This is a genomic window from Actinacidiphila polyblastidii, assembly GCF_036353415.1.
Lineage (GTDB): Bacteria > Actinomycetota > Actinomycetes > Streptomycetales > Streptomycetaceae > Actinacidiphila > Actinacidiphila polyblastidii.
Genome location: NZ_JAZEWV010000003.1, coordinates 129,931 through 147,550, shown reverse-complemented (window position 1 = coordinate 147,550; position 17,620 = coordinate 129,931). Strand labels below are relative to the sequence as shown.

The 17,620-nt window shown below is 72.5% G+C and carries 15 protein-coding genes; 7 read left to right on the top strand and 8 right to left on the bottom strand.

From position 1 onward, the window contains the following. The first annotated feature begins 44 nt into the window (after window positions 1–44). Window positions 45–809, top strand: a complete 765-nt coding sequence (locus V2S66_RS05800; protein WP_330793374.1) for an SIS domain-containing protein — start codon at window positions 45–47, stop codon at window positions 807–809. 73 nt (window positions 810–882) lie between these two features. Next, the gene (pgi, locus tag V2S66_RS05795) at window positions 883–2,541 is read left to right on the top strand and encodes a glucose-6-phosphate isomerase (protein WP_330793373.1); all 1,659 of its coding nucleotides are present in this window, start codon (window positions 883–885) and stop codon (window positions 2,539–2,541) included. Window positions 2,542–2,625: 84 nt separating this feature from the next. Here pgi and pgl read toward each other — a convergent pair whose 3' ends face one another. From pgl to tkt, 5 genes are read right to left on the bottom strand one after another with little or no spacing between them, the layout of a single operon-like run. Further along, window positions 2,626–3,366 carry a 6-phosphogluconolactonase gene (gene pgl / locus V2S66_RS05790; RefSeq protein WP_413966317.1) on the bottom strand — a complete coding sequence of 247 codons (741 nt, stop codon included), beginning with the start codon at window positions 3,364–3,366 and terminating at the stop codon, window positions 2,626–2,628. 38 nt (window positions 3,367–3,404) lie between these two features. Further along, a complete protein-coding gene (opcA, locus tag V2S66_RS05785; protein ID WP_330793371.1) occupies window positions 3,405–4,433 on the bottom strand; it encodes a glucose-6-phosphate dehydrogenase assembly protein OpcA in 1,029 nt (342 codons plus the stop codon). After that, window positions 4,430–5,971, bottom strand: coding sequence for a glucose-6-phosphate dehydrogenase (gene zwf / locus V2S66_RS05780; protein ID WP_330793369.1), 1,542 nt, complete (start codon window positions 5,969–5,971; stop codon window positions 4,430–4,432). Before zwf ends, opcA begins: the two co-directional genes overlap by 4 nt. Window position 5,972: 1 nt before the next feature. Further along, a complete protein-coding gene (gene tal, locus V2S66_RS05775; RefSeq protein ID WP_330793368.1) occupies window positions 5,973–7,091 on the bottom strand; it encodes a transaldolase in 1,119 nt (372 codons plus the stop codon). Window positions 7,092–7,126: 35 nt separating this feature from the next. Then, window positions 7,127–9,214 (bottom strand): transketolase, encoded by a 2,088-nt coding sequence (tkt, locus tag V2S66_RS05770; protein WP_330793367.1) that lies wholly within the window; start codon window positions 9,212–9,214, stop codon window positions 7,127–7,129. A 320-nt stretch (window positions 9,215–9,534) separates the two neighbouring features. Here tkt and V2S66_RS05765 point away from each other — a divergent pair, with 320 nt between their 5' ends. The 3 genes from V2S66_RS05765 (at window position 9,535) to V2S66_RS05755 (ending at window position 12,290) form a co-directional block, all read left to right on the top strand. After that, window positions 9,535–10,479 (top strand): heme o synthase, encoded by a 945-nt coding sequence (locus V2S66_RS05765; protein ID WP_330793366.1) that lies wholly within the window; start codon window positions 9,535–9,537, stop codon window positions 10,477–10,479. 175 nt (window positions 10,480–10,654) lie between these two features. Continuing rightward, window positions 10,655–11,005 carry a hypothetical protein gene (locus V2S66_RS05760; RefSeq protein WP_330793365.1) on the top strand — a complete coding sequence of 117 codons (351 nt, stop codon included), beginning with the start codon at window positions 10,655–10,657 and terminating at the stop codon, window positions 11,003–11,005. Between the two features lie 61 nt (window positions 11,006–11,066). Next, window positions 11,067–12,290, top strand: coding sequence for an amidohydrolase (locus V2S66_RS05755; protein ID WP_330793364.1), 1,224 nt, complete (start codon window positions 11,067–11,069; stop codon window positions 12,288–12,290). Between the two features lie 59 nt (window positions 12,291–12,349). Here V2S66_RS05755 and V2S66_RS05750 read toward each other — a convergent pair whose 3' ends face one another. The 3 genes from V2S66_RS05750 to V2S66_RS05740 form a co-directional block, all read right to left on the bottom strand. After that, complete coding sequence (locus V2S66_RS05750) at window positions 12,350–13,378, bottom strand: COX15/CtaA family protein (protein ID WP_330793362.1); 1,029 nt, start codon at window positions 13,376–13,378, stop codon at window positions 12,350–12,352. Between the two features lie 85 nt (window positions 13,379–13,463). Next, window positions 13,464–14,273, bottom strand: a complete 810-nt coding sequence (locus tag V2S66_RS05745; RefSeq protein ID WP_330793361.1) for an ABC transporter permease — start codon at window positions 14,271–14,273, stop codon at window positions 13,464–13,466. Then, on the bottom strand, window positions 14,270–15,196 hold the full coding sequence (locus V2S66_RS05740; protein ID WP_330793360.1) for an ABC transporter ATP-binding protein: 927 nt from the start codon (window positions 15,194–15,196) through the stop codon (window positions 14,270–14,272). The genes V2S66_RS05745 and V2S66_RS05740 overlap by 4 nt, the downstream gene beginning before the upstream one ends. A gap of 137 nt (window positions 15,197–15,333) precedes the next feature. On the opposite strand from V2S66_RS05740, the gene V2S66_RS05735 reads away from it, so the two are divergent. After that, window positions 15,334–16,152, top strand: coding sequence for a helix-turn-helix transcriptional regulator (locus V2S66_RS05735; RefSeq protein ID WP_330793359.1), 819 nt, complete (start codon window positions 15,334–15,336; stop codon window positions 16,150–16,152). Continuing rightward, window positions 16,149–17,570: a Fe-S cluster assembly protein SufB gene (gene sufB / locus V2S66_RS05730; RefSeq protein WP_330793357.1), complete on the top strand. Its 1,422-nt coding sequence runs from the start codon at window positions 16,149–16,151 to the stop codon at window positions 17,568–17,570. Before V2S66_RS05735 ends, sufB begins: the two co-directional genes overlap by 4 nt. Window positions 17,571–17,620: the final 50 nt, after the last annotated feature.

The following is a 17,620-nucleotide window of genomic DNA, read 5'->3' as shown; positions in this document are numbered from 1 at the left end:
GGTTCAATCAACCGAAGATCACCACTTTCGCAGAGGGGCCGGCCATGGCCGACGTACAGATCAGCGCCGCCGCGTTCGCCGACGAGGGCCGGGCGGCCGTCGAGCGGGCGATCGGGGCGAACAAGGACGCGGTGGCCGCGGCCGGCCGACTCTTCGCCGACAGCGTGGCCGCCGACGGCGTGATCCACGGCTTCGGCACGGGCCACTCGCAGGCCACCGTGCTGGAGATCGTCGGCCGGGCCGGCGGCTTCATCCCGACCAACCGGATCGGCCTGTCCGACCTGGTGCTGCGCGGCGGCGAGGACCGCTCGGTGCTGGGCGACCCGCTGCTGGAGCGCTCACCCGGGCTGGCCCGGCGGCTGTACGAGCTGGCCGAGCCGCGCCCGCAGGACGTCTTCGTGATCGTGTCGAACTCCGGCGTCAACAACTCGATCGTCGACATGGCGCTGCACGTCAAGGAGGCCGGGCACCCGCTGGTCGCGCTCACCTCGCTCACCCACACCCGCGCGGTGCCCGCGCTGCACCCCAGCGGCCGGCGGCTGGCCGACATCGCCGACGCGGTGCTCGACAACTGCGCCCCGGCCGGCGACGCGCTGCTGCCGCTGCCCGACGGGAACGCGCTGTGCGGGGTGTCCACCATCACCTCCGCGCTGCTGGTGCAGATGGTCGTCGCCGAGGCGGTCGGCCTGCTCGTCGCCGAGGGCAAGGACGCGCCCGTCTACGTCTCGGCGAACCTGCCCGGCGGCCACGAGCGCAACGTGGTGCTGGAGGAGCACTACGCCGGGCGGCTGCACCGCGGGGGCTTCTGATCTCCCCGCGTCTCGTCCTGGCGCCTCATCAATTAGCGTGGGAACCGCAGCGAGGACGAGGAGAAGTGGACTGATGTCCGATACGAACGCGCAGGGCACCCCCAGGCTCGACCGGCGCCCCGAGTGGCACGCGCTCGCCAAGCACCGCGAGGAGCTGGCGGACGCCCATCTGCGGGAGCTGTTCGACCGCGACCCCGAGCGGGGCAGCCGCTACACGCTCCAGGTGGGCGACCTCCACCTGGACTACTCCAAGCAGCTCGTCACCGACGAGACGCTGCGGCTGCTGCGCGAACTGGCCGCCGCGACGGGGGTGTCCGAGCTTCGGGACGCGATGTTCCGCGGCGACCGGATCAACGTCACGGAGGACCGCGCGGTGCTGCACACCGCGCTGCGCGCCCCGCAGTCGTCGACCGTCGAACTCGACGGCCGGAACGTCGTGCCGGCCGTGCACGCGGTGCTCTACAAGATGACGCAGTTCACCGACCGGGTCCGGTCCGGCGAGTGGACCGGCCACACCGGCAAGCGGATCAGGAACGTCGTCAACATCGGCATCGGCGGCTCCGACCTCGGGCCGGCGATGGCCTACGAGGTGCTGCGGCCGTACACCGACCGCGGCCTGACGGTCCGGTTCGTCTCCAACGTGGACGGCGCGGACCTGCACGAGGCGGTCCGCGACCTGGACGCCGCCGAGACGCTCTTCATCGTGGCGTCCAAGACGTTCACCACCATCGAGACCATCACCAACGCCACCTCGGCCCGCCAGTGGCTGCTCGGGCAGCTCGGCGCCGGCGACGAAGCGGTGGCCAAGCACTTCGTGGCGCTGTCCACCAACGCCGAGAAGGTCGCCGACTTCGGCATCGACACCCAGAACATGTTCGAGTTCTGGGACTGGGTCGGCGGCCGCTACTCCTACGACTCGGCGATCGGCCTGTCGCTGATGCTGGCCATCGGCCCGGAGGCGTTCCGCGACATGCTCGCCGGATTCCACCTGGTCGACGAGCACTTCAGGACCGCGCCGCCCGAGCAGAACGTGCCGCTGCTGCTCGGCCTGCTCGGCGTCTGGTACGGCGGCTTCCACGACGCGCAGTCGCACGCGGTGCTGCCCTACAGCCACTACCTGAGCCGCTTCACCGCCTACCTCCAGCAGCTCGACATGGAGTCCAACGGCAAGTCGGTGGACCGCGACGGCAACCCGGTGGACTGGCAGACCGGCCCGGTGGTGTGGGGCACGCCCGGCACCAACGGCCAGCACGCGTACTACCAGTTGCTGCACCAGGGCACCAAGCTCATCCCGGCGGACTTCATCGGCTTCGCCCGGCCGATCGCCGAACTCGGGCCGCTGGCCGGCCAGCACGACCTGCTGATGGCGAACTTCTTCGCCCAGACCCAGGCGCTGGCCTTCGGCAAGACCCCGGACGAGGTACGGGCCGAGGGCGTCGCCGAGGAACTGGTCCCGCACAAGACCTTCCGCGGCAACCACCCCACCACGACGATCCTCGCCACCGAGCTGACCCCGTCGGTGCTGGGCCAGCTGGTCGCGCTCTACGAGCACAAGGTCTTCGTGCAGGGCGCGATCTGGAACATCGACTCCTTCGACCAGTGGGGCGTCGAGCTGGGCAAGGTGCTCGCCAAGCGCGTCGAGCCCGCGCTGAGCGAGGGCGCCGACGTGCCGGGCCTGGACCCGAGCACCGTCGCGCTGGTCGCCAAGTACCGCGAGCTGCGCGGCCGCTGACGGCAGCGGCCGGCGGCGGAACGCCGAAGGGGGGCGCGGTGACCCGCGCCCCCCTTCGGCATGGCGGTACAACGGCGGCGTGTCCTACGACGAGGCCGCCGGATACAGGTCGGCCGGCAGCTTCGAGGCCGCCGCCCGGTCCAGCAGCCACAGCGTGCGGGAGCGTCCGTACGCCCCCGACGCCGGTGCCTGCACCTCGCCGGGGGAGGACAGGGCCAGGGCGACCGCCCCCGCCTTGTCCTCGCCGCCCGCGAGCAGCCACACCTCGCGGGCCGCGCGGATCGCCGGGAAGGTCAGCGAGATCCGCAGCGGCGGCGGCTTCGGCGAGCCGTGCACGCCCACCACCGTCAGCACCGACTCCCGCGCCGCGGGGTGCTCCGGGAAGAGCGACGCGACATGCGTGTCGGGGCCGACACCGAGCATCAGCACGTCGAACGCCGGCACCCTGGCGTGGTCCTCCGGCCCGGCCGCCGCCGCCAGCTCCGTCGCGTAGGCCGCCGCGGCGGCCTCCACGTCCGAGCCGTAGGCGCCGTCCGAGGCGGGCATCGCGTGCACCCGCGCCGGGTCCAGCGGCACCGCGTCCAGCAGCGCCTCGCGGGCCTGGGTGAGGTTGCGCTCCGCGTCGCCTTCGGGGAGGAACCGCTCGTCGCCCCACCACAGGTCCAGGTGCGCCCAGTCCACCGCGTCCCGCGCGGGGGACCCGGCGAGCGCGGCGAGCAGCCCGTTGCCGTTGCGGCCGCCGGTCAGCACGATCGACGCGGACCCCCTGGCCGACTGGGCGTCCACGATCTTCGTGATCAGCCGCGCCGCCGCGGCCTCGGCCATCAGCTCCTTGTCGCGGTGCACGACCACCTGCGGCGTGCTCACTTCGCCTGCGCCTTCTGCGCGTCCGCCGGCTTCGCCGCGGTCTTCTTCGCCGGAGACGCCTTCTTCGCGGCCGGCTCCGGCCCGCTGCCGGGGTTCTCGGGGTGGCTCAGGTGCTTGACCCCGAACTGGACCGTGGCGCGGTATATGTCGTCCGGGTCCAGCCGGCGCAGCTCCTCCGAGATCAGCTCGGCGGTCTCCCGCCGCTTCAGCGCCACGTGCCGGTCCGGCTGGCCGGGCATCGCCAGCTCGGCGAGCGCCCCGTCCGCGCGGTCCAGGCAGATCTCGCCGTCCGCGGTGGTCAGCCGGGCCGCGGTGATGCCGGGGCCGTCGGAGACCCGCCGCTCCACCGGCACCCCGAGCCGGTCCGCCAGCCACAGGGCCAGCAGCTCGGTGCTCGGGTTGTACGCCTCGCCCTCCACGACCGCCGAGGCGATCGCGGTGTGCTTCTGGTCCAGCGCCGCGGCCAGCATCGAGCGCCAACCGGTGATCCGGGTCCAGGCCAGGTCGGTGTCGCCGGGGGCGTAGGTGTCCGCCCGCACGCCCAGCGCCCTGACCGGGTCCTCCGACGCGGCGGCGTCGGTGATCCGCCGCTGGCCGAGCCGGCCCAGCGGGTCGGCCGACGGGTTCTCCGGGCCGTCCTCGGGCCACCACAGCACCACCGGCGCGTCCGGCAGCAGCAGCGGCAGCACCACCGACTCGGCGTGGCCGGCCAGCTCGCCGTGCATCCGCAGCACGACGGTCTCGCCGGTGCCCGCCTCCGAGCCGACCAGCACCTCCGCGTCCAGCCGGGTCAGCGCCCGGTCGCGCGGCGAGCGGCCGGGCCGCTTGATGACCACCAGGATGCGGGACGGGTGCTCCTTGGACGCCTCGGTGGCGGCCCGCAGCGCGTCGTAGGCGCTGCCCTCGTCGGTGACGATGACCAGGGTCAGCACCATGCCGACCGCGGGCGTGCCGATCGCCCGCCGGGCGTGGATCAGCCCGGCGTTGATCTTCGAGGAGTTCGTGTCCGTCAGGTCGATCTTCATGGCCGGCGCCAGCTCCTGCCGTCTCGTGCGAGCATCTCGTCCGCCTCGGCCGGCCCCCACGTGCCCGAGGCGTACTGCGCGGGCTTGCCGTGCTTGTCCCAGTACGCCTCGATCGGGTCGAGGATGTTCCAGGACAGCTCGACCTCCTGGTGGCGCGGGAAGAGGTTGGCGTCGCCGAGCAGCACATCCAGGATGAGCCGCTCGTACGCCTCGGGGCTGGACTCGGTGAACGACTCGCCGTAGGCGAAGTCCATCGACACGTCCCGGACCTCGGTGGAGGTGCCCGGCACCTTGGAGCCGAACCTGACCGTCACGCCCTCGTCCGGCTGCACCCGGATGACCAGCGCGTTCTCGCCCAGCTCCTCGGTGGCGCCGGACTCGAACGGCAGGTACGGGGCCCGCTTGAAGACCACCGCGATCTCGGTGACCCGGCGGCCCAGCCGCTTGCCGGTGCGCAGGTAGAACGGCACTCCCGCCCAGCGGCGGTTGTTGATCTCCAGCTTGATCGCCGCGTAGGTGTCGGTCTTGGACTTGGGGTCGATGCCCTCTTCCTCCAGGTAGCCGAGCACCTCCTGGCCGCCCTGCCAGGCGTGCGCGTACTGGCCGCGCACGGTGTGCTCGCCCAGGTCCCCCGGGAGCACGACCGCGCCCAGCACCTTGAGCTTCTCCGCGGTGAGCGCCTTGGGGTGGAAGGAGCCGGGCTCCTCCATCGCGGTCAGCGCCAGCAGCTGCAGCAGGTGGTTCTGGATGACGTCGCGGGCCGCGCCGATGCCGTCGTAGTACCCGGCCCGGCCGCCGATGCCGATGTCCTCGGCCATGGTGATCTGCACGTGGTCCACGTAGGACCGGTTCCAGATCGGCTCGTACATCGTGTTGGCGAACCGCAGCGCCAGGATGTTCTGGACGGTCTCCTTGCCCAGGTAGTGGTCGATCCTGAAGACCTCGTTGGGCGGGAAGACGTCGTGCACGATCTTGTTGAGCTGCTGGGCGCTGGCCAGGTCGTGGCCGAACGGCTTCTCGATGACGGCGCGCCGCCACGACTCGCCGCTGCCCTGCGACAGCCCGTGCTTCTTCAGCTGCTGCACCACGTTGGGGAAGAACTTCGGCGGCACGGACAGGTAGAACGCGAAGTTGCCGCCGGTCCCGCGGGCCTTGTCCAGGTCCTCGATGGTCGACTTCAGCTGCTCGAACGCCTTGTCGTCGTCGAAGTCGCCCTGCACGAAGCGGCAGCCCTCGGCGAGCTGCTGCCACACCTCCTCGCGGAAGGGCGTGCGGGCGTGCTCCTTGACCGCGTCGTGCACCTCCTGGGCGAAGTCCTCGTTCTCCCAGGAGCGGCGGGCGAAGCCGACCAGCGCGAAGCCGGGCGGCAGCAGGCCGCGGTTGGCCAGGTCGTACACCGCGGGCATCAGCTTCTTGCGCGACAGATCGCCGGTCACACCGAAGATGACCAGGCCCGAGGGGCCCGCGATCCGCGGCAGCCGCCGGTCCAGCGGGTCCCTCAGCGGATTTCCGGCAGCGGCCGGAACGTCGGTGGTCAACTCACACCTCCGAGGGAGCGAGCCGTTCGAGTTCCGCCTTGGTCGAGTCGAGCAGCTCGTTCCACGCGCCCTCGAACTTCTCGACGCCCTCGTCCTCGAGCACCTGCACCACGTCGTCGTACGACACGCCGACCGCCTCAAGGGCGTCCAGCTCGGCGCGCGCCTGCTCGTAGGTGCCGTGCACCCGGTCGCCGGCGATCCGGTCCTGCTGCTCGGTGGCCTCCATGGTGGCCTCCGGCATGGTGTTCACCGTGTTCGGCGCGACCAGCTCGTAGACGTACAGGTCGGCCGGGTAGGCCGGGTCCTTCACGCCGGTGGAGGCCCACAGCGGGCGCTGCTTGTTCGCGCCGGCCTTCTCCAGGGCGGCCCAGCGGTCGGAGGAGAAGACCTCCTCGTACGCCTGGTAGGCCAGCCGCGCGTTGGCGACGGCGGCCTTGCCCTTGAGCGCCTTGGCCTCGTCGCCGCCGATCTTCTCCAGCCGCTTGTCGATCTCGGTGTCCACCCGGGAGACGAAGAACGACGCGACGGAGTGGATCTCCTCCAGGTCCAGGCCGGCCGCCTTGGCCTTCTCCAGACCGGTCAGGTAGGCGTCCATCACCTCGCGGTAGCGCTCCAGCGAGAAGATCAGCGTGACGTTGACGCTGATGCCCAGGCCGATCGTCTCGGCGATGGCGGGGATGCCCGCGCGCGTCGCCGGGATCTTGATCAGCGTGTTCGGGCGGTCCACCAGCCAGGCCAGCTGCTTGGCCTCGGCGACGGTCGCCCGTGTCTCGTGCGCCAGCCGCGGGTCGACCTCGATGGAGACCCGGCCGTCCTGGTGGCCGCTGGCCTCCCAGACCGGCCGCAGGATGTCCGCGGCGTCGCGGACGTCGGCGGTGGTGATCATCCGGATGGCCTCCTCGACGGTCAGCCGGCGGGCCGCGAGGTCCTTCAACTGGCCGTCGTAGCCGTCGCCCTGGGAGATCGCCTTCTGGAAGATCGACGGGTTGGTGGTCACACCGACCACGTGCTGCTGGTCGATCAGCTCCGCCAGGTTGCCGGACGTGATCCGCTTGCGCGACAGGTCGTCCAGCCAGATCGCGACGCCTTCGTCGGAGAGGCGCTTGAGTGCGTCTGTCATGGGAATTGCATCTCCTGAATAGTCGTGTACCAGCGTCAGCGATCGACGGCGGCGAGAGATTCCCTGGCCGCGGCGGCCACCGCTTCGGGGGTGAAACCGAACTCGCGGAACAGCACCTTCGCGTCCGCGGAGGCACCGAAGTGCTCCAGGCTGACGATCCGTCCGGCGTCGCCCACGTAGCGGTACCAGGTGAGCCCGATGCCGGCCTCGACCGCCACCCGGGCCCGCACCGACGGCGTCAGCACGCTGTCCTTGTACGCCTGGTCCTGCTCCTCGAACCACTCGACCGACGGCATCGACACCACCCGGGTCGGGACGCCCGCGGCCTGCAGCTCGTCCCGGGCGGCCACGGCCACCTGGACCTCCGAACCGGTGCCGATCAGGATCACCTGCGCCGGGCCGCCCTCGGCCTCGAACAGCACGTACCCGCCGCGCGCCGCGTCCTCGTTGCGGTCGTACACCGGCAGGCCCTGGCGGGAGAGCGCCAGGCCGTGCGGGGCGCCCTTGCCGTACACCTTCGTCCAGCGGCGGAGGATCTCCCGCCAGGCGATCACCGTCTCGTTGGCGTCCGCCGGGCGCACGACGTTCAGCCCGGGGATCGCGCGCAGCGAGGCCAGGTGCTCCACCGGCTGGTGGGTCGGGCCGTCCTCGCCGAGGCCGATCGAGTCGTGCGTCCAGACGTACGTCACCGGCAGGTGCATCAGCGCGGAGAGCCGCACCGCGTTGCGCATGTAGTCGGAGAAGACGAGGAACGTGCCGCCGTAGGCACGGGTGTTGCCGTGCAGCGTGATGCCGTTCAGCTCGGCGCCCATCGAGTGCTCGCGGATGCCGAAGTGGATGGTGCGGCCGTACGGGTCGGCGCCCGGCAGCGGGTTGCCCGCCGGCAGGAACGACGAGGTCTTGTCGATCGTGGTGTTGTTGGAGCCCGCCAGGTCCGCGGAGCCGCCCCACAGCTCGGGGATGACCGCGCCCAGCGCCTCCAGCACCTTGCCGGAAGCGGCGCGGGTGGCCAGGGACTTGCCGGTCTCGAAGGCCGGCAGGTGCGCCTCCCAGCCCTCGGGCAGCTCGGCGGCGTCGATCCGGTCGAAGAGCGCGGCGCGCTGCGGGTTGGCGGTCCGCCACTGCGCGTACGACTTCTCCCAGGAGGTCCGCGCCTCACGGCCGCGCTCGCCGACCGCGCGGGTGTGCGCGATGACCTCGTCGGCCACCGCGAAGTGCGCGTCCGGGTCGAAGCCGAGCACCTCCTTGGTGGCCCGCACCTCGTCCTCGCCGAGCGCGGAGCCGTGCGCCGCCTCGGTGTTCTGCGCGTGCGGGGCCGGCCAGGCGATGATCGAGCGGGCGGCGATGAAGGACGGCCGGTCGGTGACCGCCTTCGCGGCCTGCAGCGCGGCGAAGAGCGCCTGCGGGTCCAGGTCGCCGTTCTCCTTGGGCTGCACGCGCTGGACGTGCCAGCCGTACGCCTCGTACCGCTTGAGGGTGTCCTCGGAGACGGCGGTCTCGGTGTCGCCCTCGATGGAGATGTGGTTGTCGTCCCACAGCAGCACGAGGTTGCCGAGCTTCTGGTGCCCCGCCATCGAGGACGCCTCCGCGGAGATGCCCTCCTGCAGGCAGCCGTCGCCGGCGACGGCCCAGATCATGTGGTCGAACGGCGAGGTGCCGGGCGCCGCGTCCGGGTCGAACAGGCCGCGCTCGTAGCGGGCGGCCATGGCCATGCCGACGGCGTTGGCGACACCCTGGCCGAGCGGGCCGGTCGTGGTCTCCACGCCGGTGGTGTGGCCGTACTCCGGGTGGCCCGGGGTCTTGCTGCCCCAGGTCCTGAAGCCCTCCAGGTCCGTCAGCTCCAGGCCGTACCCGGCCAGGTAGAGCTGGGTGTAGAGGGTCAGGCTCGAATGGCCCGCGGAGAGCACGAAGCGGTCCCGGCCGGTCCAGTCGGCGTCCGCCGGGTCGTGCCGCATCACCTTCTGGAACAGCAGGTACGCCGCGGGGGCCAGGCTCATCGCCGTGCCGGGATGGCCGTTGCCGACCTTCTGCACGGCATCCATGGCGAGGACTCGGGCGGTGTCGACCGCACGCGCGTCCAGTTCGCTCCACTCAAGGTCTGTGGTGGTCGGCTGCTTGCTCACCCTGGGTCAGGGCTCCTCTCCACATGTCGTAAAGCGCCGGTGACGTGGTGCCTACCCGACGCTGACGAGCCTACCGCCGCAGGGCGCTCGCCTTTTCGATCCTGCCCCCGCAGCGCCGCGATCGCCTCTCGAACGCGGTGAACGGCCGGTTAACCCCGGCACGGGCAGGTCGGCGGGGCCGGACGGGGACACGTCCACCCCCCGGCGGAAGCCGGGTATTCCCTACCTCTAGAGTGGCGTGGTACGCGCAAGCCTCACTGGGTCCCGCCGATTCCGCCGGTGGCCGGGTGCTTGCTGACTCATCTTGTCTTGGGGTGTTCGTGACGGCCGTCGAATCCCGACCCGCCGGGGTCATCGGGACTGGCTCCAGTCACCGGCCGTTCGGAGCCCGCGCGATGGGGTTCGTGGCGCTGACGAAGCCGCGCATCATCGAGTTGCTGCTCATCACGACGGTTCCGGTGATGTTCCTGGCCGCCGGGGGTGTGCCCGACCTGTGGCTGGTGCTCGCCACGGTGGTCGGCGGATACCTGTCCGCGGGCGGCGCCAACGCGCTGAACATGTACATCGACCGCGACATCGACGCGCTGATGCACAGGACCGAGCAGCGTCCGCTGGTCACCGGGCTGGTCTCGCCGACCGAGGGGCTGGTCTTCGGCGTGGTCCTCTCGGCGGTCTCCACCGTGTGGTTCGCGCTGCTGGTCAACCCGCTGTCGGCGGCGCTGTCGCTGACCGCGATCCTCTACTACGTCTTCGTCTACACCCTGTGGCTCAAGCGCCGCACCGCGCAGAACATCGTGTGGGGCGGCGTCGCGGGCTGCCTCCAGGTGTTCATCGGCTGGTCGGCGGTGCGCGACGAGCTGGCGTGGGCGCCCTTCGTGCTCTTCCTCGTCCTCTTCTTCTGGACGCCGCCGCACTACTGGCCGCTGTCGATGAAGGTCAAGGACGACTACGCGCGGGTGGGCGTGCCGATGCTGCCGGTGGTGGCGGGCAACCAGGTCGTGGCCAGGCAGATCGTCCTCTACAGCTGGGTGATGGTGCTGACGTCGCTGGCGCTGTGGTGGCCGCTCGGGGTGACGTCCTGGTTCTATCCGCTGGTCGCGGTGGCGCTCGGGGCGTTCTGGCTCAAGGAGGCGCACGGGCTGCACGCCCGTGCGAAGGCCGGGGTCACCGGGGCGAAGCTCAAGGAGATGCGGCTCTTCCACTGGTCGATCACCTACGCCACCCTCCTGTTCGTCGCCGTGGCGATCGACCCCTTCCTCCACTGAGCGCCGTCCCGGCGCGGCTTTCCCCTCTCGCCTGACGCGAGCCCGTTTTCCCTGAGGCGCGGGGTACCGCGCGGCGCGCACGTCGTCAGCGGCCCGGTGGGGCGATTGCTGCCGCCGACGGACCGCCGGCCGGCGGTGGGTGTGCGGCGGGGTTACTGGTGGGTAGAGTGGGCGCATGGGTGATGAGACGACTGAGGCCGAGGCCCCGCGCGCGGACGCGCGGGAGGAGCGGCGGGTGGCGCGGCTGGCCCGCCGCATCGGCGCCTTCGCCAAGGCGCACGACGGCGCCGAGGCGAACGTCGCGTACATCGGCGCCCGAGGCGCCCGCATCGTACTGGTCGGCGAGGACGGCGCCTGGGGCGACCTGGTCGCCCCGACCTACGCCACGGCCACCGCCGCCACCGCCCGCGCGGGCGTCACCGTGCACGACACCTTCGACGGCGGCTTCGCCGCCAAGATCAGGACGGGCCCGTACGAGTGGTCCCGGATGGCCGGCATCCAGATCGGCGGCCCCGCCAACACCTGACACCGCCCTCGCGCGTTAGTCCCCGTGGAGAACGGAGACCGACGGGACGGGAGCACGGCGGATGGCCGGGGCGCAGGGACACCTCGTGGACGCGTACTGCCACGGTGTGCTCCAAGGCGACCTCGGCCTCGGCGCGTTCGAGGCCAGGCTGCCGGGCGCGGCGGCGCCCGGCACCACCCTCTTCGACAGCCCGACCGGCTTCGCGCTGCGCCGCTGGTGCCCGCCGCTGCTGGGCCTGGAACCGCACTGCCCGCCCGCCCGCTACCTGGCCCGCCGCCGCCAGCTGGGCGCGTACGAGACGGCCCGGCGGCTGCTGCGCGGCACCGGCATCACCGGCTACCTGGTCGACTCCGCGGAACCCGGCGACCTGACCGCGCCCAAGGAGCTGGGCGCGGCCGGCGCCGCGCCCGCGTACGAGGTCGTCCGGCTGGAACCGCTCGCCCAGCAGGTCGCCGACACCTCCGGCACGGTGGACTGCTTCCTGGCCAATCTCGCCGAGTCCGTGCACGGCGCCGCGCAGGAGGCGGTCGGCTTCGCCTGCGGCGACGGCACCGCCCCGGCCGGCGGCGGCCGGCACGCCCGGCGCGGCGCCGAGCGGCTGGGCCGGCCGTACGGGGAGCAGGCCGCCGCCGGCCGGCACGCGGGCCCCTGGCCGCCGGGCGACACGGCGGGCGATCCGGCGCCGGGACCGGCCGACGGCGGGTGCGACCTGCGGCCGCCGAGCCCGCCCGAGGTGCGGCGGGCCGCCGCCCGGTGGCTGGCCGACCGGCGGATCGGCAGCCGCCCGACCGACCCGGTGCTGCTCCGCCACCTGCGCTGGCACGCGGTGGCCGCCGGCCTTCCGCTGGTGCTGCGGTACGGCCCCGCGGGCAGCGGCCCGCGCGGCGCGGAGTCCTTCCTGCGGGCCACCGCCGGGCTGGGCGTGGAGATCGTGCTGCTGCCGGGGCCCGCGCACGAGCCGGCCGCCGCGGACCTGGCCGCGGCGCTCCCGCACGTCTACGTGGCGCTGGGCGGCGACCCGGCGGCGGTGCTGGCCCGCACGCCCTTCGGCAAGGTGCTGTTCGCCAGCGGCGCGGTGGGCCTGCCGGAGCTGTACGTCACCGGGGCCCGGCAGTTCCTGGCGGGTCTGCGGCGCACGGTCGGCGAGCGGGTCGCCGCGGGGGAGTGGTCGCAGGCCGACGGGGAGCGGGTCGCCGCGCTGGTCGGCGAGGGCAACGCCCGCCGGGTGCACCGGCTGCCGGCGACCGCGGCCGGCCGGCTGCCGCACCCGCGGCCGGTGTGGTGACCGCAGGGGTCCGCGGTGGCCCGGGTGCCCCCGGTCCGAGGGCGGCGCACCCTACGCGCCTAGCGGACCCCGGCGCCTTCCGCCGCCGCTGACGCGGCGCCCGCAGCGGGCAGCGGCACCGCGGCCGCGTCCGCCGTGCCGGGCTCGGCCAGCGGCCGCTCACGGAAGGACAGCAGCACCCGCAGCACCGCGATCCACACCAGGCAGGCGCCGAACATGTGCAGGTCGACCAGGGCGGCCGGCAGATGGGTGAAGTACTGGACGTAGCCGATCACGCCCTGGCCCATCAGCACCAGGAACAGGTCGCGGGTGCGGCGCTGCGGGCCGACCGGCGCGTCCACCGCGCGCAGCACGAACCACAGTGCGGCGGTCAGGCCGACCACCACCCACGCGACGTCGGCGTGCAGCTGCGCGACGGTCTTCCAGTCGACGCCGATGCGCTGCACCTTGTACCTGCCGCTGGACTCACCCGGGTGCGGCCCGGCCCCACTGACCAGCGTGCCCACCACGATCAGCGCCGCGGCCGCCGCCGTCAGCAGCTGCCCGAGCTGCCGTACCGGCTTGCCGACCAGCGGGCGCGGCGAGGCGTCGCCCTCGGCGACGCGCTGCCAGGTCAGCACCGCGACGGTGACCAGCGCGGCGGAGAGCAGGAAGTGGAAGGACACCACGTAGGGGTTGAGCTTGGTCAGCACCGTGATGCCGCCCCACACCGCGTTCGCGACGACCACCCAGAACTGCGCCCAGGCCAGCCGGTACAGGCCGGTGCGGCGGGGCTCCATGGCCCGTACCGCGACGATCGCCCAGCCGACGGCGGCGCACAGCACGTAGGTCAGCATGCGGTTGCTGATCTCGATGGTGTGGTGGATGCCCATCTCGCGGGTGCCGAGCAGGCTGTCGCCGCTGCACGTGGGCCAGGTGGGGCAGCCGAGCCCGGAGGCGGTCAGCCGGACCGCGCCGCCGGTGACGACGATGACCACCGACATGACCAGGGCGGCGAGCGTCGCCCTGCGGACCGCGGCCGGGGACGGTGTCCACCGGGCGGCGACGAGAGCGAGCGGGTTCGGCACGATGTCGGGCAGTTGCGGCACGGGAACATGGTAGGCGCCCGCCTTGTGCACGCTTTCACGAGGGGGGCGCCGCGCCGGCGGTGAAGGCCGCGCCGGGCCCCGCCGGTCACTCCCAGCGGAACCAGCGGGCCGCCGCGGCCAGGCCGAGGACCGCCCAGACGGCGAGGACGCCCAGCTCGCCCCACGGCACGCCCGCGCCGTGCTGGAGCACGTCCCGCAGCCCGGCGGAGAGCGCGGAGATCGGCAGCAGCTCCAGCACCGCGCGCACGCCGTGCCCGTACTTGTCCATCGGCACGATCACGCCGCCGCCGACCAGCAGCAGCAGGAAGACCAGGTTCGCGGCCGCCAGCGTCGCCTCCGCCCTGAGGGTGCCCGCCATCAGCAGCCCGAGGCCGGAGAAGGCCGCGGTGCCGGCGAGCAGCAGCAGCGCCACGGCGAACGGGTTGCCCTGCGGCGACCAGCCGAGCGCCAGCGCGATCACCGTGAGCAGGGCGACCTGGAGCACCTCGGTGACCAGCACCGAGCAGGTCTTGGCGGCCATCAGCCCCCAGCGCGGCAGCGGGGAGACGGCGAGCCGCTTGAGCACCCCGTAGCGCCGCTCGAAGCCGGTGGCGATGGCCTGGCCGGTGAAGGCGGTGGACAGCACGGCGAGCGCCAGGACGCCGGGGGCGAGGAAGTCCACCGAGCTGCCGCGTCCGGTGTCCACGATGTCGACCGAGCTGAACAGCACCAGCAGCAGCGCCGGGATGATCACGGTCAGCAGCAGCTGCTCGCCGTTGCGCAGCAGCATCACGGTCTCCAGCCGGGCCTGCACGGCGATCATCCGCAGCGTCGGTGCGGCGCCCGGCCGCGGCGCGAACACCCCGGTGGCGTACGCGGCGTCCGCGTCGGCGTCCGTGCTCGTGATGGCGCTCATCCGCGCAGCTCCTTGCCGGTCATGTCGAGGAAGACGTCCTCCAGGGTGCGGCGCTCCACCGCGAGCCGGTCGGGCATGACGCCGTGCTGGGCGCACCAGGAGGTGACGGTGGCCAGCAGCTGGGGGTCGACGGTGCCCTCGATCCGGTAGCTGCCCGGCGTCAGCTCGGCGGCGAGGGAGCCCGCGGGCAGCGCGTTGAGCAGCGAGACCAGGTCGAGGCCGGGCCGGCCGGAGAACCGCAGGGTGTTCTCGGCGCCGCCGCGGCACAGCTCCTCGGGGGTGCCGCGGGCGATGGCGCGGCCGCCGTCGATGATCACCACGTCGTCGGCGAGCTGCTCGGCCTCGTCCATGAAGTGGGTGGTGAGCACCACCGTCACCCCGTCGGCGCGCAGCTCCCGCACCAGGTCCCAGGTGGCGTGCCGGGCCTGCGGGTCCAGGCCCGCGGTCGGCTCGTCGAGGAAGACCAGCTCGGGCCGGCCGACCACGGCCATGGCCAGCGCGAGCCGCTGCTGCTGGCCGCCGGACAGCCGGCGGTACGGAGTGCGGCCGCACGACTCCAGTCCGAGCCGCTCGATCAGCAGTGCCGGGTCCACCGGGTGGGCGTGCAGCGCCGCGGTGTGCCGGAGCATCTCCACCGCGTGGGCGCCCGGGTAGACGCCGCCGGACTGCAGCATCACCCCGATCCTCGGGCGCAGCCGGGCCGCGTCGGTCACCGGGTCGAGGCCCAGCACCCGGGCGGAGCCGCCGTCGGGGCGCCGGTAGCCCTCGCACATCTCGACGGTGGTGGTCTTGCCCGCGCCGTTGGGGCCCAGTACGGCGGTCACACCGCCGCGGGGCACCGACAGGTCGAGGCCGTCGACCGCGGCCCTGGTCCCGTACCGCTTGACCAGACCGGTCGCCTCGACCGCGGGCTCGTTTCGCATGGCGTCGAGTCTAGGGTCTGCCGTCCGGGCCGCCGTGGGTGGGAGCGGGGAGTGAGGTGACCCTAAGTGATGCAGCCCACCACCCCCGCGACGGGTGTCGCTTGCCGCTCCGCGATGAATTACGCAACAATGGTCTTGTGAAAAACGTCGGTGGTGCCGCTCAGGGGGCGGCGGAGGAGCAGACGACCGGGGAGCGGCGCACCCGCAACCGGGTCGCCCGGTCCATCCTGGACCACGGGCCCTCCACCGCCGCCGACCTCGCGCAGCGCCTCGGCCTGACCCAGGCCGCCGTGCGCCGCCACCTGGACGCCCTCGCCGCGGAGACCATGGTGGAGCCCCGCGACCAGCGGGTCTACGGCCACCGCGGCCGCGGGCGGCCCGCCAAGGTCTTCGCGCTCACCGACTGCGGCCGCGATGCCTTCGACCAGTCCTACGACCAGCTCGCCGCGGACGCGCTGCGCTGGATCGCCCAGTCCGCCGGCGGCGGCGGCGAGGGCGAGGCCGCGGTCTCCGCGTTCGCCCGCGCCCGGGTCGCCGCGCAGGCCGAGCGGTACCGTGCCATCGTGGACGCGGCGGCCCCCGAGGACCGCGCCAAGGCCCTGGCCCGTGCGCTGTCCGCGGACGGGTACGCTGCTACCGCGCGCAGCGCCGCCGGGCCCTCAGGCCCGGCCGGGGAGCAGCTCTGCCAGCACCACTGTCCGGTGGCGCACACCGCGGAGCAGTTCCCGCAGCTGTGCGAGGCGGAGGCCGAGGTCTTCTCCCGCCTGCTCGGGACCCACGTCCAGCGGCTGGCCACCATCGCCCACGGCGACGGGGTGTGCACCACCTTCATCCCGCAGGCCAGCCTGACCGTACCGCCGGCACCGGAGCCGCCCGCCGGCGGCGCCGACACCGGCACGCCCCACACCGACCCTGTTCCAGCACCTGTCAGCACGTCCGGGAGGAACCCCGCATGACTGCTCCCACCGAGACCACTCACCCGGAGCTCGAGGGCATCGGCACCTACGAGTACGGCTGGGCCGACTCCGACCTCGCCGGAGCCGCCGCCAAGCGCGGGCTCTCCGAGGACGTCGTCCGCGACATCTCCGGGAAGAAGTCGGAACCGGACTGGATGCTGAACATGCGGCTGAAGGGCCTTCGGCTGTTCGGCAAGAAGCCCATGCCGACCTGGGGCTCCGACCTCTCCGGCATCGACTTCGACAACATCAAGTACTTCGTGCGGTCCACCGAGAAGCAGGCCGAGTCCTGGGAGGACCTGCCGGAGGACATCAAGAACACGTACGACAAGCTCGGCATCCCCGAGGCGGAGAAGCAGCGCCTGGTCGCCGGTGTCGCCGCGCAGTACGAGTCCGAGGTCGTCTACCACCAGATCCGCGAGGACCTGGAGGAGCAGGGCGTCATCTTCCTCGACACCGACACCGCGCTCAAGCAGCACCCCGAACTGTTCCAGGAGTACTTCGGGACCGTCATCCCGGCCGGCGACAACAAGTTCGCCTCGCTGAACACGGCGGTCTGGTCCGGCGGCTCCTTCATCTACGTGCCGAAGGGCGTGCACGTGGAGATCCCGCTGCAGGCCTACTTCCGGATCAACACCGAGAACATGGGCCAGTTCGAGCGGACCCTGATCATCGTCGACGAGGACGCCTACGTCCACTACGTCGAGGGCTGCACCGCGCCGATCTACAAGTCGGACTCGCTGCACTCCGCGGTGGTCGAGATCATCGTGAAGAAGGGCGGCCGCTGCCGCTACACGACCATCCAGAACTGGTCGAACAACGTCTACAACCTGGTCACCAAGCGCGCCGTCGCCTACGAGGGCGCGACCATGGAGTGGGTCGACGGCAACATCGGCTCCAAGGTCACCATGAAGTACCCGGCCGTGTACCTGATGGGCGAGCACGCCAAGGGCGAGACGCTGTCCATCGCGTTCGCCGGCGAGGGCCAGCACCAGGACGCCGGCGCGAAGATGGTCCACATGGCGCCGAACACGTCGTCGAACATCGTCTCCAAGTCCGTGGCGCGCGGCGGCGGCCGCACCTCCTACCGCGGCCTGATCGAGATCGGCGAGGGCTCGCCCGGTTCGAAGTCCAACGTGCTGTGCGACGCGCTGCTCGTCGACACCATCTCCCGCTCCGACACCTACCCCTACGTGGACGTCCGCGAGGACGACGTCTCGATGGGCCACGAGGCGACCGTCTCCAAGGTCTCGGACGACCAGCTCTTCTACCTGATGAGCCGCGGCATGACCGAGTTCGAGGCGATGGCGATGATCGTCCGCGGCTTCGTCGAGCCGATCGCCAAGGAGCTGCCGATGGAGTACGCCCTGGAGCTCAACCGGCTGATCGAGCTGCAGATGGAAGGCGCGGTCGGCTAGCCGGCCGCCACGCCACCCACCACGACGACGGACCGACCAGAAAGCAGCTA

What these genes read in the sequence shown, in the direction of transcription:
- sufB (WP_330793357.1), top strand. Translation starts at nt 16,149, where the DNA reads ATGACTGCTCCCACCGAGACCACTCACCCGGAGCTCGAGGGCATCGGC.
- V2S66_RS05800 (WP_330793374.1), top strand. Translation starts at nt 45, where the DNA reads ATGGCCGACGTACAGATCAGCGCCGCCGCGTTCGCCGACGAGGGCCGG.
- opcA (WP_330793371.1), bottom strand. Translation starts at nt 4,433, where the DNA reads ATGAAGATCGACCTGACGGACACGAACTCCTCGAAGATCAACGCCGGG.
- tal (WP_330793368.1), bottom strand. Translation starts at nt 7,091, where the DNA reads ATGACAGACGCACTCAAGCGCCTCTCCGACGAAGGCGTCGCGATCTGG.
- pgl (WP_413966317.1), bottom strand. Translation starts at nt 3,366, where the DNA reads ATGGCCGAGGCCGCGGCGGCGCGGCTGATCACGAAGATCGTGGACGCC.
- V2S66_RS05755 (WP_330793364.1), top strand. Translation starts at nt 11,067, where the DNA reads ATGGCCGGGGCGCAGGGACACCTCGTGGACGCGTACTGCCACGGTGTG.
- pgi (WP_330793373.1), top strand. Translation starts at nt 883, where the DNA reads ATGTCCGATACGAACGCGCAGGGCACCCCCAGGCTCGACCGGCGCCCC.
- V2S66_RS05740 (WP_330793360.1), bottom strand. Translation starts at nt 15,196, where the DNA reads ATGCGAAACGAGCCCGCGGTCGAGGCGACCGGTCTGGTCAAGCGGTAC.
- V2S66_RS05760 (WP_330793365.1), top strand. Translation starts at nt 10,655, where the DNA reads ATGGGTGATGAGACGACTGAGGCCGAGGCCCCGCGCGCGGACGCGCGG.
- V2S66_RS05745 (WP_330793361.1), bottom strand. Translation starts at nt 14,273, where the DNA reads ATGAGCGCCATCACGAGCACGGACGCCGACGCGGACGCCGCGTACGCC.